Genomic DNA, 16206 nt, shown 5'->3' on the forward strand with positions numbered 1-16206 from the left:
ATAATTTATAAAATTAGGATTTAAATTTTTAAGGTTGTTGAACCGCAAAAGCGAGCGCATTTCCCGTAGCTTGCCGCGGGGTTAGCGAGCGAATATAAAAATGGCTAACTTCCTTACGGTCGAAGATTTCCTGTAGCTTGCTACAGGGTTCTTCAATATATATATTATGGAAAGGACAAATGATGAACAAAAATACAGGATCTGCTGATTTTTCCGGCAGATTATGGAAATTATTTGCATCGATCAAACTAACCGTTACGCTTCTTCTGTCACTTGCTGCTACTTCTATTCTCGGGACGATTATTCCTCAGAATAAAAGCGCTGATGCATACCTGAGTGAATACGGTGAATTTTTTTATAAAATATTATCAGCCTTTAACATTTTTGATATGTATCATTCATGGTGGTTTCAGGCCCTGCTTCTTATACTGACAATTAATGTCGTTGTTTGCTCAATAAACAGATTTTCTGCTTTATGGAAGATTATATTTGTTAAAACCCCCCTTTTTGATGTTTCAAAATTCAGAAATCTTTCTGACAAGGAAGAATTTACCGACAGCCGTTCACCTGAAGATTTGAAAAGGATATATGTTCCGATTGTTTCCAGAAGCTTCGGATACAGAAGGATTGAAGAAACAGATAATGGATTCTGTATTTTTGCTGAAAAAGGGCGTTGGACCCGTATCGGGGTTTATACTGTTCATCTTAGTGTTATACTATTGCTGATCGGCAGTCTGATAGGTTCGATTTTCGGTTTTGCAGGATTTGCCAATATCCCTGAAGGTGAAACAGTTAATAATATCAGACTGAATAATACCGGCAAAACACAGAGATTAGATTTTAAAATCAGATGTGATGATTTTAATATAAAGTTTTACGATTCCGGTACTCCAAGCGAATATCGTTCAAAACTGACAATCCTTGAACAAGGGAAATCTATTTTGACAAGGGATATTATCGTGAATGCTCCTCTCCGTTACAAGGGAATAAATATCTTTCAGGCCAGTTATGGCGAGCTTCCTCCCAGAGAGATTGCTTTGAATTTTAAAAACCGTGTAACCGGCATAAGTTATAAGAAAAAGTTGTCTGTGGGGCAGCAGTTTGATATCCCCGGAGATATGGGCCAGTTTGTTATAAAGGGCCACAGAGATTCATATGGTTTCAGAGGCCATGATCTTGGAAAAACATTTATGGGTATTCTTACCCCTAAAAATGGGAGTCCGGTCCATGTCATACTTCCTGTGCGTTTTCCGTTTTTTGATGACAGGATTAGAAATGACGATCTGATCGTTTCTGTGGAAGATTATGATCATAGATATTATACAGGGCTGCAGGTGACAAGCGACCCCGGGGTTTTAGTCGTTTATTCAGGGTTTGTAATAATGATTATCGGATGTTTTATAACCTTTTTTATGTCCCATCAAAGGCTTTGTGTTGAAATAAGTAAGAGTGGAAAGAAAAGCAGGATTATGGTAGCAGGGACAGCAAGCAAAAATAGACTTGGAATGCAAAGCAGGATAAAGAAGATAGCGAAAAGCATGGGTAAGTGATCAAGAGTTATTAAGACCTGACAAATTCGGCCTTTTATGTATTCATCAATATTATCAAGATTAAGGATAGATTAATGGACAGTTCAAATTTGTTATCAATTGTAACATTTATTTATGGCATGGCAGCATTTTTATATATTGTTTCCTGTGTTTTTAAGAAAGAGATGCCCGGCAGGATTGCTACATGGATAGCTATAATTGCCGTTGTCGGCAATACCGGTGGTATTGCTTTGCGATGGATAGAATCTTACAGGCTTGGAATAGGCCATGCCCCGCTTTCAAATATGTATGAATCCCTTGTTTTTTTTGCGTGGATTATCGGAGTCATATATCTTGTAGTTGAGCAGACTTATAAAAACCGGGCAATTGGAGCCTTTGCAACCCCTTTGGCCTTTATGGCCATAGCTTATGCCTCGCTTTCTCCAAACATTAATGATCGTATACAGCCCCTGTTCCCGGCATTAAAAAGCAACTGGCTTATTGCCCATGTAATGACCTGTTTTATTGGATATGCTGCTTTTGCAATCGCTTTTGGTGTAAGCATCATATATCTTTTTAGTCAAAGAAAAACAGAGGGCAAAACCGGTTTGTTTAGTCGTTTCCCGAATGCCGGCATTCTGGATGAATTGACGCATCAAATGGTAACCCTTGGTTTTTTATTTCTGACAATCGGCATAATAACAGGGGCTGTATGGGCAAATTCCGCCTGGGGGACCTACTGGTCATGGGATCCTAAAGAGACATGGTCTCTGATAACCTGGTTTATTTATGCAACACTATTACATGCAAGGATGATGAGAGGCTGGGAAGGAAGGAAAATCGCCTATCTTTCCATAATAGGATTTATGGCCGTTATTTTTACATATTTTGGCGTGAATCTCCTTCCGGGTTTGCATAGTTATGGACAAGGATAATAATAATTTTTCTTGACAAAAATGATATTTATAGGTAAACGTCCCCCAATTATTTTTATATCATCACATACCATAATAAAAAATTGTTCAACTTTGTTTATTTCACCTAAAAGTTAACGGAGTTTCTATGAGTACATTAGATGATAAATCTGAAGAGGCTGTCCAGCAGGTAGAAACAACGAAATGCCCTGAAAAAGAGCGGAAGAATGGAGGGTGGGGCGTCGTTCTCATATTTTTCATTATTGGATTAATAGCAAGTCTTGCAGTGGGCTGGATAATATTTCCCAAGCTTCTCTATTCCAAGAAAAAACAGCCTGTTGATTTTAATCATGTTTTTCATGTTGCGGCTGTTGAGAATGGATGTGAAAGTTGTCATTATTTTCGTGAAGATGGAAGCTTTTCCGGTGTGCCGAAACTTGCCCAGTGCGTTGAATGTCACGAAGAGGTGCAGGGGGAAAATCCTGAGGAGTTCAAGTTTGTCAAGGAATATGTGACAAAAGGGAATGAGGTGCCGTGGCTGGTCTATTCAAGGCAGCCTGATTGTGTATTCTTTTCCCATGCAGCCCATGTCAAAATGGGAGAACTGGATTGTGTCACATGTCACGGGCATATCGGCGAATCAAAGCATTCAAGAGTTTACGAAGAAAACAGGCTTACAGGATACAGCCGTGATATCTGGGGAAAAAACATCGCCGGCCTCAAGAAGAATACCTGGGATCGGATGAAGATGGATGATTGTGCTGAATGTCACGCAACATTTAAGGCTGAGGTAAAAACCGTTCAAACTCTTCCGTGGCCTATTAGCTGGATGCCTCGACCTTATGAAAAACCGGCGAGCAGTCAGGTGAGAGTTCAGATACAGAAAGATGCATGTTTTGTATGCCATAAATAGGCTGATAACCTCATTAGTTTATTAGCAAGATTTTAAGGGGTAGAATCTTATGAAGGTATGTAGAAGAAGTTTTTTATCATTGATAATCGGTGGTGCAGCCGGCACAGCCCTTTCACCATTGCCGTTAAAGCTGATGGATGACAGTTCCATATGGTCACAGATGTGGCCATGGACTCCCGTGCCCGAGGATGGAGAGGTCAGCCATGTAGATTCTATATGCACACTCTGCCCTGGTGGTTGTGGTATTACTGTTCGCAAGGTTAATAACCGGGCAATTAAGATAGAGGGTATGAAAGGGCACCCTGTAAATGATGGCGGCATATGTGTTCTGGGCTTATCCGGACTTCAACTGCTTTACGGCCCGACACGTGTTAAATCACCATTAAAGAGGGTGGGAGCGCGAGGTGAAGGAAGATGGGAAAAAATCTCCTGGGATGAAGCCATTGCAGAGGTTGTAAAAAAACTTGGAGAGTTAAGAGAAAAAGGCAATTCCCATACAGTTGCCTGTATTTCCGGTACTGATCGCGGAACAGTAGCTCAGCTTTTAGGGAGATTTTTGACGGCATATGGTTCTCCAAACTTTATACGCATTCCATCAATTCAGGATTCATACGAGCTGACAATGCACCTGATGCAGGGTGTCCAGGGTTCAGTTGGATTTGATGCTGAAAACTCCGATTTTGTTTTGAGCTTTGGAAGTGGACTGATAGAGGGATGGGGTTCGCCGGTGCGTATGATCAAGGCCAATAGTAAATGGAAAGAGCGAGGTAAGGTTGTTCAGATCGAATCCCGTCTGTCCAACACGGCTGCTAAAGCAGATAAATGGATTGCCATAAATCCTGGAACAGAAGCTGCTCTGGCTTTGGCTATTGCCAATGTGATTATTCAAAAATCGTTGTATAACGCCGATTTCGTCAATAATTATTCTTCCGACTTTAAACAATTCAAGCAGATTGTACTCGATAAATTCAGCCTTGATGATGTTGCGGAGATTACCGGCGTATCTGTTTCCACAATAGAATCATTAGCTAAGAGCTTTGCGGGCGCATCAAAACCTCTGGCGGTTTGCGGGCAAGGTCAGGGGAAAACACCTGGCAGTCTGAATGAATTTATGGCAGTGCACGCATTAAATGCACTTGTCGGCAATATCAATAAAAAGGGGGGTGTCTGGACGGTTCCGGATCCTGATTATATAAAATGGCCTGAAGTAGAAATGGATCGCGTTGCTGTAAATGGTCTGCATAAGAAGCGTATTGACGGCGCAGGGAGCAACAGATATCCGGACACAAGATATCTGTTAGACAGGTTGCCCGATGTTATTAATTCCGGAAAAGAATATCCTATAGAGGCTCTTTTTGTTGCAGGCGCTAATCCGGTTTATACAATACCTGACAGCAAAGCGGTGAAAGAGGCATTTAACAAAATACCCTTTGTTGTGAGTTTTTCTTCATATATGGATGAAACAGCTGTAAATTCCGATCTTATCCTTCCAAACCATGTTTTTCTTGAACGCTATGAAGATGTGCCGACACCGGTTGGACTGCAAAAACCTATTATAAGCCTTTCAAAGCCGGTAGTAAAACCAGAATTTAATACAAAACATCTGGGCGATGTGATACTTCTTATGGCAAAATCATTTGGGGGAAGGATAGCAGAGGCTTTTCCATGGGACAGTTATGAAGTTTGCCTAAAGGAAACATTGGGAAATAAGTGGGATAAATTAATTAATGATGGATTCTGGGTTGATTCTGATTTCAGGCCCTCGGGCTGGGGTAGCGCATTTAATACATCTTCCGGAAAATTTGAGTTTGTTAATAAGGGCAGGGCAGAATCAATAAAGATTGAAGGAGATGAACAAGCTTATCCTCTTATACTCATGCCGTACGATTCCATGAGACTTGCAAACGGTTTTATCGGAGATCCGCCATTTGTCATAAAAACCGTAGAGGATACAGTTCTTAAAGGCAAAGAGATCGTCGTTGAAGTTAATCCAAGGTCGGCAAGAGGATTTAGAGAGGGCGATCATGCAATTCTTAGTACTCCAAAAGGTAGTGTAAAGGTTAGGATTCATCATTTTAATGGAATTATGCCCGGATTGGTAGCCTTGCCCAGAGGGCTGGGCCATACAGCCTATGACGAGTACCTGGCTGACAAGGGTGTTAATTTTAACGAACTCATCGGTCCGGTCGAAGATCCTGTTTCCGGCCTGAATGCAGCCTGGGGAATAAGGGCCAAGCTGACAAGAGCATAAATCAAAGGATGGGGTTTTGATGAAAGAACAGCGCAAACACACAAAAGCCAAAAAGTATGGAATGGTCGTAGATTTAGATAAATGTACCGGATGCGGAGCCTGTATGGCGGCCTGTATGGCTGAAAATAACATTCCGTTTAAAAAGGACGAATCAAACAAGCTCGACAGCATCACATGGATGCGTGTTTACAGGATGACAAACAGCAAAAAATTTCCTGAAGCCGACATATGCTATATCCCCAGACCATGTATGCATTGCGAGGGACATAATGGCCATGCACCATGCGTATCTGTTTGCCCGGCTACTGCTACCGACTATAATCATGAAACAGGGATAGTCAGCCAGATTTATACTCGCTGTTTTGGATGCAGATACTGTATGGCTGCCTGCCCGTATCATGCACGTTATTTTAACTGGTGGGATCCTATCTGGCCTGATGGTATGGAAAAATATTTAAGCCCGAATGTTTCTCCACGCATGAGAGGTGTGGTGGAAAAATGCAGCTTTTGCTTTCACAGACATCAATTAGCAATGAACAAGGCTTATGTTGAAGGCCGTCGCGAACTGGAGGAGGATGAATATCAAACTTCATGTACGCAGGCGTGCCCTGCCGGCGCTATTACATTTGGCGATCTGAACAATCCAGGTCATGCTGTGAATCAAATAGTAAAGCCTGACCATAAACACGGGGGGCGGCCTATGAATCCTAATGCATTCAGGCTGCTTGAAAGACTGGGCACAAATCCCAAGGTTTACTATCTTTCAAGCCGTGAGTGGGTGAGGCGAGCCGGAGATAATTATGTTAAGGACGAGGGTAAGCAAGGAAACCATTAAAAAATTATAACCGCATATATTTTAGGAGCACATAACTTATGGATTCTGCATTAATACCCGAGGGGGTTAAACGCTGTTCATTTGGAAAATTTATTTTGGGGATCATCGTGGTCGGTGCTGTGTTATTATGGGGTGTTTTTGCCATGCTGCTATGCTGGTTCAAGGGCCTTAACCAGACCAACATGAATGATTCCTATGGGTTTGCCATGTGGATCTGGGCTGATCTGGCGGTGATTGCCCTTGGTGGCGGAGCCTTTTTTACAGGTTTATTAAGATATGTCTTTGGAAAGGATGAACTGAAAAATATTATAAACTATGCTGTTTTAATAGGGTTTATCTGTTACAGCTCTGCGCTTCTTATCCTTGCTATTGATATCGGACAACCGCTGAGAGGGTGGTTTATTTTCTGGCATGCAAATGTCCATTCCATGCTGACCGAAGTGGCATTTTGTCTTTCATGCTATTTTGCGGTTCTTACAATAGAATATATCCCGCTTATTCTTGAAAACAGGCAGGTTGACAGGGTACCATTTTTTCATAATCTGAGCCATAATATGCATGGAATAATGGCAATATTTGCGGCAACAGGCGCTTTTCTTTCCTTTTTCCATCAGGGATCTCTTGGCGGAGTTTCGGGCGTGCTTTTTGGACGTCCCTTTTCTTACAGGGAAGGGGTTTTTATCTGGCCATGGACATTTTTTCTCTTTACCTGGTCGGCTGCAGCATGCGGGCCGTGCTTTACAATACTTATTACGTGGATTACCGAAAAGATAACAAGGAAAAAGCTTGTTAAACAAAATGTTATCAGGCTGTTGGCCAAGATCGCCGGCTGGATGCTTGCAACATATACTGTTGCGAAGATAATTGATACCTGGTACTGGGCTACAGTTACAGCGCCGTCTAAAGGATTTACTTTAATGGATTTTTATTCCAACAATCCTTTATATGGACCATGGATACTTGTGCTTGAAATTGTGATATGCGGAGTTGTTCCATCTATAATACTTATTACCAAAACAGGGCGCAAGTCTTCATTTTTGCTTATTAGCGCCGTGTTCCTTGGTGCGCTTGGGGCATGCGTGAATCGATGGGTGTTGGTGCTTCAGGTTATGGCTGTGCCGGTGCTTACATTTGAAAGCTGGTTTATGTACTTTCCAAGCTGGCAGGAGATAGCTACAACTATCCTTCCGGTAGCATACGGCATTATTCTAGTAATGATTTCATACCGTTATTTGCCGATATTCCCGCAGGAGCGGCAGTTGCAGGGGCAGATATAGAGGAGGACAAATATGCTTCCGTTTTCGTTTGAATGGGTGTGGGACTTAACTCACATGGTATTTATGGGCGGTCTGTGGTATGCGCTCACTATTATAGGCCTCGGCATGACCTATTGTATTATCAAGGCCGCTGTTGATACTGCCAAGGGCAAAGGTGGTCATTAAAAATTAAAAACTCAAAACCATAAAAGCGCTTACCTCATTGTTAAATGTTGGTAGGCGCTTTTTTTATGCGTAAAAGTGAGCATGTATGGATAAAATTATCATAGAGGGGGGGTGCTCCCTTAAGGGCGAAGTAAAGATAAGCGGATCTAAAAATGCCGCTCTTCCGATATTGGTTTCTTCGCTGCTTGTTGATGGATGGAATACTTATAATAATATTCCGGACCTGAAAGACATACAGAGCATAAAACTTTTGCTTGCAAGCCTTGGGGCAAGAATAGAGGAGGATGGAAGCACTGTTCGGATAGATGCGGGAGGGCTTTGTAATACCGAGGCGCCATACGAACTGGTCAGGAAGATGAGGGCCTCTATACTGGTTTTAGGCCCTCTTGTGGCCAGGCTTAAAAAGGCCAGAGTGTCTTTGCCGGGTGGATGTTCTATCGGCGCAAGGCCGATTAATTTGCATCTAAAGGGGCTTGCACGTCTTGGAGCCTCGATTGAGTTAAAACACGGTTATGTCGAAGCTTTTGCTGATCGTCTTACAGGAAATGAAATTTATTTTGATATTGCAACAGTAACTGGAACAGAAAACCTGATGATGGCCGCTGTTTTGGCTGATGGTGTTACTGTTCTTCGTAATGCTGCTTGCGAGCCGGAGGTAGTGGCGCTTGCCGATGTATTAATCAAAATGGGCGCGGATATTCAGGGGGCGGGAACATCTGTAATTACAATAAAAGGGGTTCCTTCCCTTCATCCAGTGTCGGTTTCCATAATACCCGACCGGATAGAAGCGGGTACCTTTATGGTTGCAGCAGCCCTGACAGGCGGCGATATAAAGCTTTTGAATTGTGAACCCGATCATATGCGAACTATCATTCACAAGCTAAGGCTGACAAATGCCGATATTAAGGTAAATAATAAAAATATTCATATTATCGGATCAGATGAAATCAGCAGTATTGATATTAAAACCATGCCGTATCCTGGTTTTCCTACTGATATGCAGGCTCAGTTTATGGTCTTGATGTCGATTGCCGGAGGGCTGAGCATTATTTCAGAAACCATCTTTGAAAACCGTTTTATTCATGTAAGCGAACTCAAGCGTATGGGGGCGGATATTAAGATATCAGGTAATACTGCAATAGTTAAAGGCGTTTCCATGCTGTCTGGAGCGCCGGTTATTGCATCAGATCTTCGCGCCAGCGCATCTCTTATATTAGCCGGTCTTGTGGCCAGGGGCAAAACAGAGGTAAATCGCGTGTATCACTTAGATCGCGGATATGAAGCAATTGAAAAAAAGTTTGTTAAGATCGGAGCTGCAATAAAACGGGTCAGAGAATGAGAAATGGCCTACAGAATCTGTTCACGTCCAATTATCCCCCTTCTAATATCAATGATATTCGGGATTGTCTCCGGGTTCTGGTTCCCGGGCAATGCTATCTGGGCATATTCTATCATTTTTTTATGCGCAGGCTTAATAGTTTTTCGAGCAGTATATAAAAAACCCCTGTCTGTTTTGCCCTTAGTCATTTTTTGTGCATTTGGATACCTTCTTATACAACCATGGGTTGCTCCCAGGTTTCCTTACAATCACATCACACATTTTACAGATAACCATCAATGGGAAATTGTCGGAGTTGTCGATAAGAATCCGGAAGCCTGTAATAATCGATTAACAATAATTTTACGTGTTGAAACCCTTGGCAGGGATAACAGCCCCTTTCCTGTCACAGGAAAGATCCGCGTTACAGCAACAAAGCCTTTTCCGGATATCTTTGTCGGAGACAGGCTCTCCTTAATTAGCAAGATCAGATCGATCAGAAATTTCAACAATCCCGGCGGCTTTGATTATAGAAGATATATGGCTTTTAAAAAAATATGGGGAAGCGCCTATGTGCCAGGGAAAAGGGTTGTTATATTAACCAGAAATTCAGTTTCTGGGATTAATACCATTATAGAAAAAGCCCGCAACAAAATTTCCGGTTTAATTGACAAGACAGGTGATGGCAACCAGCAGGGGGTATTAAAAGCCCTTATCGTGGGTGATAGAACCGGAGTTGAAAAAAATATAAGGGAAGCATTTAACCGGGCTGGGATCGGGCATCTCCTCGCTATATCAGGGCTTCACATCGGGATTATTGCAACCGCGTCCTTTATATTTTTCAGAAAGCTTCTTTCTTACATTAAATTTTTTCTATGGAATGCGTGGACTAAAAAAGGGGCTGCGATTTTATCCCTGTTTCCTGTAATTTTATACGGTCTGATTTCCGGGATGTCACCGTCCACCCAGAGGGCGGTAATTATGGTTACCGTTTTTTTGATGACATTTCTGTTTGAAAGGGAACAGGACCCCATAAATACCCTGGCAATGGCTGCAATGATTATTCTTATCGCTCATCCCGTATCACTTTTTTCGATTTCATTCCAGCTTTCCTTTATGGCTGTTCTTTCAATAATATATGGTTGGTCTCTAAGACATATTAAATCTGCAGGCAATAAGGGAATGATTAAGAAAGGATGGGGCATCAGGATATTGGAACGGCTGCTTTCCTTTTCATTAATTTCTTTCTTTGCAATATTAGGCACACTGCCGCTTGTCATGTTTTATTTTAATCAGATTTCTCTGGTTGGTATTGCTGCAAACTTATTGATAGTACCAATAATAGGCTTTGTTGTTGTCCCCTTGGGATTGTTTTCCGTGTTGTTATATCCGCTGAGCATTTCCGGAGCTTCAATCTGTATAAAGGGGAGCGCCGGTGTGCTGGCACATACACTGGGCATTGTGCATTATATTGCCGGATTTGATTTTGCGGCAATTAAAACCATAACCCCCAATTTTTTTGAAATATGTTGCTATTATATTTTGGCCTGGGCGATTTTGAACCTGAAAGGGATTGGTCTCAGACGGAAAACAGCAATTGTTGCCGCAGCATTTGTCATTTTTGCCGGCAGTGTTGATGCCTTTTACTGGGCATATAACAGGTTCTGGCGCAATGATCTCAGGGTTACTATTATTGATGTTGGTCAGGGTAGTTCCGCTCTTGTAGAACTACCAGGGGGCCGTTGCTTTCTTATTGATGGAGGGGGGTTTTCAGACAATTCGATTTTTGATGTGGGAGAAAGAATTGTTGCCCCTTTTTTGTGGCGCAAAAAGATCAAAACAATCGATACAATTGTTCTTTCCCATCCAAATACCGATCACCTGAATGGATTATTATATATAGCCAGGCATTTTAATGTAAAAAGATTGTGGTGTAACAGCGATTCCGCAGATATAAATAATTATACCGAGTTCATGGAAATTATAAAGAAAAACAGGATAGAAACGGTTGCATTTAAAGACATGCCGCGCAGTTATGAAATAAACGGAGCAAGCTTTAAGATTCTTTATCCCCCAAAAGATTACATTGAAAAAAGAAAAAATGAAAAACAACAAAATGTTAACAATAATTCCCTTGTAATAAAGGTAAGCTTTGGATCAAAATCGATTCTATTTCCCGGCGATATTATGGCTTGCGCAGAGGGGGACATTATTGCAACTCATGGAGATGAATTAAAAAGCACGGTCCTTATTGCGCCGCACCATGGCAGCAGGATGTCCAGCACAGCCATGTTTTTGAAAAAGATCAAGCCGGAAATTGTAATAATATCGGCGGGCTGGAAAAATAGTTTTAGATTTCCGGATCAAAAAGTTTTGAAAAGATATAATGAGATTGGTTCCCGTATATTTCGTACCGACAAAAATGGAGCATTGGTTATATCGATTGATGGCAGAGCTCTTAAAATTAAACCTTTATTTCCAGGCCTTTTTTAACTCTTCCATCTTGGATAGAAAGTTGAGTTTCATCTCTTTTGGGACAACTTTAGCCATCTTTTCAGAAACCATTCTCACATGGGGTGCGAGCAAGGAGTTTTTGATTGCAGGCGCCCCTTTTGGAAGGAATGTAGTAAAGGCAATAAGCAGAACAGATACAATAAGCACCCCTTTGATTAAGCCGAATCCAATGCCGCAAATGCGATCTACCCAGCCTAAAAAGGTAATATTGAGAAGATATTTGATTATTATGCCTAAAATGCTGATTATTATAAAAACTGTGCAAAAAATGATCAAAAAACTTAGTATATTGCGATATGAATCGTTTTGTATCCAGCTGGATAAAGGAATTGCAACCCGCATGTAATATGTATATGCAGCATAAAAACCGCCTAATACCCCTATAATTGAAGACAGTTCCTTGATAAGCCCCCTAAAAGACCCTCTTATCATGCAAAAACCGAAAATAATTATTATCGCAATATCAAAAGTATTCATAGCATTATCCTATCAGCCACCGATCTGCACCGATCATCACTGATATTTTTTTCTTTTATTGTAATAGGTTAGCTACAAGGTCTTCAACTCACCTGCGGCAGGCAGGGATTATAATATTATTAAAAATAACAAAGCAAATTTTATCAGTCAAGGTGTTTTTCTTTTTTACTTTATTACCTTAAAATTGTAGTTTGCATTAAATTAAAGGATTGTGATACATAAAAAATCAAAGTAGATTTTATGCCAACATGAAAGATAAATCAGACAGTAAAAAAATCGAATATACCTTTTCAGATATAAATGCGGCAAGGCAGCTTTTCGGCGAGCATAACAGCAACCTTCAAAGAATTGCCAGTGCATTAAGTGTTACAATCAATGCAAGAGGCAGTACTGTATTTATTCAGGGCGACAGTATTGGCGTGAGGTTGTCGCAAAATATACTTGAGCAGCTCTACGGCCTGTTAAAGGACAATTATCCGATTTATCCAAATGATGTTGATTATGCGATCAGGGTTCTGAGTGAAGATGACGGCATTAATTTAAAGGAGATTTTTCTGGATACTGTTTACGTTACTTCTAAAAAACATTCGATAACCCCAAAAAGCCGGGCTCAAAAAGACTATATAGATGCTATTCGAAAATATGATATGGTTTTTGGAATCGGGCCCGCGGGAACGGGTAAAACCTATCTGGCGATGGCAATGGCGGTTGCCTCACTTTCAGAAGGGCGGGTTAGTCGTATAATTTTAACCAGACCCGCGGTTGAAGCCGGAGAAGCGCTTGGATTTTTGCCCGGTGATTTAACCGAAAAAGTCAATCCGTATTTAAGACCTCTCTACGATGCGCTTCATGATATGATGCGTTTTGAGAAGGTGTCGAGCCTGATGAACAAGGGGATTATTGAAGTGGCTCCCCTCGCTTTCATGCGAGGCAGAACATTAAACGATTCTTTTGTTATTTTAGATGAAGCGCAAAACACCACTTCAGAACAGATGAAGATGTTTCTCACCCGAATAGGTTTTAGCTCCAAGGCCGTTATTACAGGTGATATCACACAGACCGATCTTCCGGTCGGGAAACCTTCCGGGCTTATAGAAACAAAGAATATCCTTCAGGACATAGACGGCATAGAGTTCGTGTTTTTTTCAAAAACCGATGTTGTGCGCCATAGATTGGTCCAGGAGATTATTGAGGCATATGAAAAACTGGATGCAAAAAAAAAGAATAATGAAATCTATTAAAATAAATATAGAGAAAAGCAAAGAATCGATTAATCGACTTTTAGGTTCCAGCAATTATGTTCGGTGGAGCATACTTGTTGGGGTCGCCGTAATATTTAGCATCATTCTTTACCCGGGTCTTGTTATTACAGGGCGTTCTTATAAAACAGGCGATGTTGCTGACAGGGATATTAAGTCTCCGAGAGATTTTTTTATTGAGGATGAGTCTGCTACAGAAGCAAACCGCAAGCTTGCTGTTGAGAAAATTTTAACAGTTTATGATTATGATAAACTATTATCGTCAAAATTAACCAATCGTGTGAATCAGGCCTTTGCCGATCTTAGAGCGGTTTTTGAAGATGAAACGCAAAGCCAGAGTAAAGAGGCTCCCAAGGATAAAGCCTCCGTCCATGAACAGATATGGAAGATGAAGCATGGTTTTGAGAAAATAATCGGCATTTCCGTCAGTAAAGGGGCATATCAGATTCTTGAAAAAGAAGAGTTTTTGAAAGATATTGCTTATTTTATTTCCAGAATATTAACACAGATTTTGGAAAACGGTGTTGTGGCAAATAAGGAAATACTTCTTAAAGATGCAGACAAGGGAATATTTATAAGGGATGTCGGAACCGAAACAAACATATTGGTCAATAACTTAAAGCAATATTACGGTCTTGACCAGGCAAAAACCATGGTCAGAATTATTGGTCAACCCCTCATTAAGGACTTAGACTATACACTGATAAACCTGATAGTAGATTTTGCTCAAAGGCTTCTGCAACCTAATATAACATTAAACAGGAGCGCGACCGAAGAACTGAAAAAGAGCGCGGCGGCAGAAACCAAGCCTGTTCTTTACAGAATAAAGGCAGGTGAGATGCTCTTGCGTGAAGGGGAAAGGGTTACCGAAGTTCAGCTTTTAAAACTGAAAACCCTGCAGACCCATATAAAAGATAAGCAAATACTTGCAAGCAGCATTGGAGCCTCAATGCTGCTTTTATGCCTTTTGATAATAACATATATTATTAATATAAATCCTCAAGGCCGAAATGTTCTTAACAACAACAAAAACCTGCTCTTTATCGCAAGTATGCTTATAACCTTTATTTTCATCGCCAGGATTTCGTCATCACTTTCTGGTGTACTGACCCAAAGCACCCCTTTTTCAGTATCCTCTTCACCAATTCTTTATGGTGTTCCCCTTGCCGCAGGCGCTATGACGGTATGTTTATTTATGGGTTTTGATATCGCTATCTCCTTTGCCATGTTGACCGCGCTCTGCACGGCAATCATATTCCAAAATAGATTTGAAGTTTTTATTTACTTTCTGCTTAACGGCACAATGGCTGCCTATTGGATCAGGAATTGCCGAGAGCGCAAAGTATTTATAAAGGCTGGAGTAAAACTTGGATTGCTGAATTTGATACTTGTAACAGCTATAAATATTTATATAACTGAGTTTTCAGGCTCCAACCTCTTATATGGCTGGGCTTTTGCGTTTATAGCAGGGGGGGTCGGTTCCGGGGTTGTTGCGGCAGGTATTGTGCCTCTTGTAGAAATAGCCTTTGATTACACGACAGATATAAAGCTGCTGGAACTTGCAAATCTTGATCGCCCTATTTTACGTAAACTTATGATAGAGGCTCCTGGAACTTATCATCATTCTGTAATTGTAGGCTCTATGGTTGAAGCGGCAGCATCTTCAATAGGGGCTAACTCTTTGCAGGCAAAAGTATGCGGGTATTATCACGATATCGGCAAGATTAAGAAACCGCTGTATTTTATTGAAAACCAGAAAAACGGCAGGAACAAGCATGATAAGCTTGCTCCATCCATGTCAAGTCTGATCTTGATGTCTCACGTAAAGGAAGGGGTCGAGATAGCCAAAGAGAATAAATTGGGTCAGGCCATAATCGACACCATCGGGCAGCACCACGGCACAAGCCTTATCCGTTACTTTTATGAAAAGGCAAAAAAAAATAAAGGAGGAGACGCGGTAAATATCGATAATTTCCTTTATCCCGGCCCTAAACCCCAAACCAGGGAGGCGGCTCTTGTCATGCTGGCAGATGTTGTTGAGGCGGCGTCGAGAGTGCTTGATAATCCTACTCAGCCCAGGATACAGCGCCTTGTGCAGGATCTCATAAACAAGATTTTTTCCAACGGCCAGCTTGAAAACTGTGATCTGACCTTAAAAGATTTGCACAGCATAGCAAAAAGCTTTAACAAAATATTAAACGGGATGTACCATAATCGAATCGAATATCCCGAGCAACTCGCTACAAACAATGGGAAAAACGGCGATGAAAATTCTGATGGACAACAGGCAAAACAAGCGCAGGATATTACAAGAGAAAATACAGCAAAAAGCACAGGTCATATTAAACGCCTTGGACTGTCCTGATGGAGAACTTTCGATCCTTATCGTTGATGATCTTCAGATAGAGGCGCTGAATAAAAGGTATCTTGATCGCTCAGGTCCCACAAATGTTATTGCTTTCCCAATGCGCGAAGGGAGATTTTCAAATATAACTCCGCAGCTTCTTGGAGATGTGGTTATTTCGGTTGAAGCTGCCATGCGAGAGGGAGAACTCGCTAAAATAAGCATGGAAGATCGTTTTGATCAGCTTCTAATACATGGGGTTTTGCATCTGTTTGGTTATGATCATGAAAAATCTAAGGAAGAAGCGGATAAAATGGAAAACAAGAGTAATGAATTGTTATGCCTGTTAGGTGTTAAGTGTTAGGTGTTAAGTGTTAAGGAGACCTTTAATCCTTAACCCCTAATCCTTA

13 protein-coding genes are annotated in these 16206 nt (G+C 41.2%); 12 read left to right on the forward strand and 1 reads right to left on the reverse strand.

Annotated features, from left to right (window positions below; translation table 11 throughout):
* Positions 1-179 precede the first annotated feature (179 nt).
* The 9 genes from VMW78_06295 (at position 180) to VMW78_06335 (ending at position 11695) form a co-directional block, all read left to right on the forward strand.
* Positions 180-1550, forward strand: coding sequence for a cytochrome c biogenesis protein ResB (locus tag VMW78_06295; protein HUV50610.1), 1371 nt, complete (start codon positions 180-182; stop codon positions 1548-1550).
* A gap of 74 nt (positions 1551-1624) precedes the next feature.
* Positions 1625-2464, forward strand: coding sequence for a c-type cytochrome biogenesis protein CcsB (gene ccsB, locus VMW78_06300; GenBank protein ID HUV50611.1), 840 nt, complete (start codon positions 1625-1627; stop codon positions 2462-2464).
* Positions 2465-2591: 127 nt separating this feature from the next.
* Positions 2592-3356: a menaquinone reductase multiheme cytochrome c subunit QrcA gene (gene qrcA, locus VMW78_06305; GenBank protein ID HUV50612.1), complete on the forward strand. Its 765-nt coding sequence runs from the start codon at positions 2592-2594 to the stop codon at positions 3354-3356.
* 49 nt (positions 3357-3405) lie between these two features.
* A complete protein-coding gene (gene qrcB / locus VMW78_06310) occupies positions 3406-5607 on the forward strand; it encodes a menaquinone reductase molybdopterin-binding-like subunit QrcB (protein ID HUV50613.1) in 2202 nt (733 codons plus the stop codon).
* Positions 5608-5626: 19 nt separating this feature from the next.
* Complete coding sequence (gene qrcC / locus VMW78_06315; GenBank protein ID HUV50614.1) at positions 5627-6442, forward strand: menaquinone reductase iron-sulfur cluster-binding subunit QrcC; 816 nt, start codon at positions 5627-5629, stop codon at positions 6440-6442.
* A 38-nt stretch (positions 6443-6480) separates the two neighbouring features.
* Positions 6481-7719 carry a menaquinone reductase integral membrane subunit QrcD gene (qrcD, locus tag VMW78_06320; protein HUV50615.1) on the forward strand — a complete coding sequence of 413 codons (1239 nt, stop codon included), beginning with the start codon at positions 6481-6483 and terminating at the stop codon, positions 7717-7719.
* A gap of 12 nt (positions 7720-7731) precedes the next feature.
* A complete protein-coding gene (locus tag VMW78_06325) occupies positions 7732-7884 on the forward strand; it encodes a hypothetical protein (GenBank protein HUV50616.1) in 153 nt (50 codons plus the stop codon).
* Between the two features lie 85 nt (positions 7885-7969).
* A complete protein-coding gene (gene murA, locus VMW78_06330; GenBank protein HUV50617.1) occupies positions 7970-9223 on the forward strand; it encodes a UDP-N-acetylglucosamine 1-carboxyvinyltransferase in 1254 nt (417 codons plus the stop codon).
* 3 nt (positions 9224-9226) lie between these two features.
* On the forward strand, positions 9227-11695 hold the full coding sequence (locus tag VMW78_06335) for a DNA internalization-related competence protein ComEC/Rec2 (GenBank protein ID HUV50618.1): 2469 nt from the start codon (positions 9227-9229) through the stop codon (positions 11693-11695).
* On the opposite strand, the gene VMW78_06340 is transcribed toward VMW78_06335, so the two are convergent.
* A complete protein-coding gene (locus VMW78_06340; GenBank protein ID HUV50619.1) occupies positions 11675-12193 on the reverse strand; it encodes a CvpA family protein in 519 nt (172 codons plus the stop codon). The two genes, VMW78_06335 and VMW78_06340, sit on opposite strands and share 21 nt — an antisense overlap.
* Positions 12194-12441: 248 nt before the next feature.
* Between VMW78_06340 and VMW78_06345 the strand changes: the two genes are divergently transcribed.
* From VMW78_06345 to ybeY, 3 genes are read left to right on the forward strand one after another with little or no spacing between them, the layout of a single operon-like run.
* Positions 12442-13434 carry a PhoH family protein gene (locus VMW78_06345; GenBank protein ID HUV50620.1) on the forward strand — a complete coding sequence of 331 codons (993 nt, stop codon included), beginning with the start codon at positions 12442-12444 and terminating at the stop codon, positions 13432-13434.
* A complete protein-coding gene (locus VMW78_06350) occupies positions 13391-15817 on the forward strand; it encodes an HDIG domain-containing protein (GenBank protein HUV50621.1) in 2427 nt (808 codons plus the stop codon). The genes VMW78_06345 and VMW78_06350 overlap by 44 nt, the downstream gene beginning before the upstream one ends.
* Entirely contained in the window at positions 15729-16160 is a 432-nt protein-coding gene (gene ybeY, locus VMW78_06355) for an rRNA maturation RNase YbeY (GenBank protein HUV50622.1), read from the forward strand. The genes VMW78_06350 and ybeY overlap by 89 nt, the downstream gene beginning before the upstream one ends.
* Positions 16161-16206: the final 46 nt, after the last annotated feature.

The organism is Anaerolineae bacterium, from assembly GCA_035529315.1.
Classification (GTDB): domain Bacteria; phylum Desulfobacterota; class Desulfobacteria; order Desulfobacterales; family ETH-SRB1; genus Desulfaltia.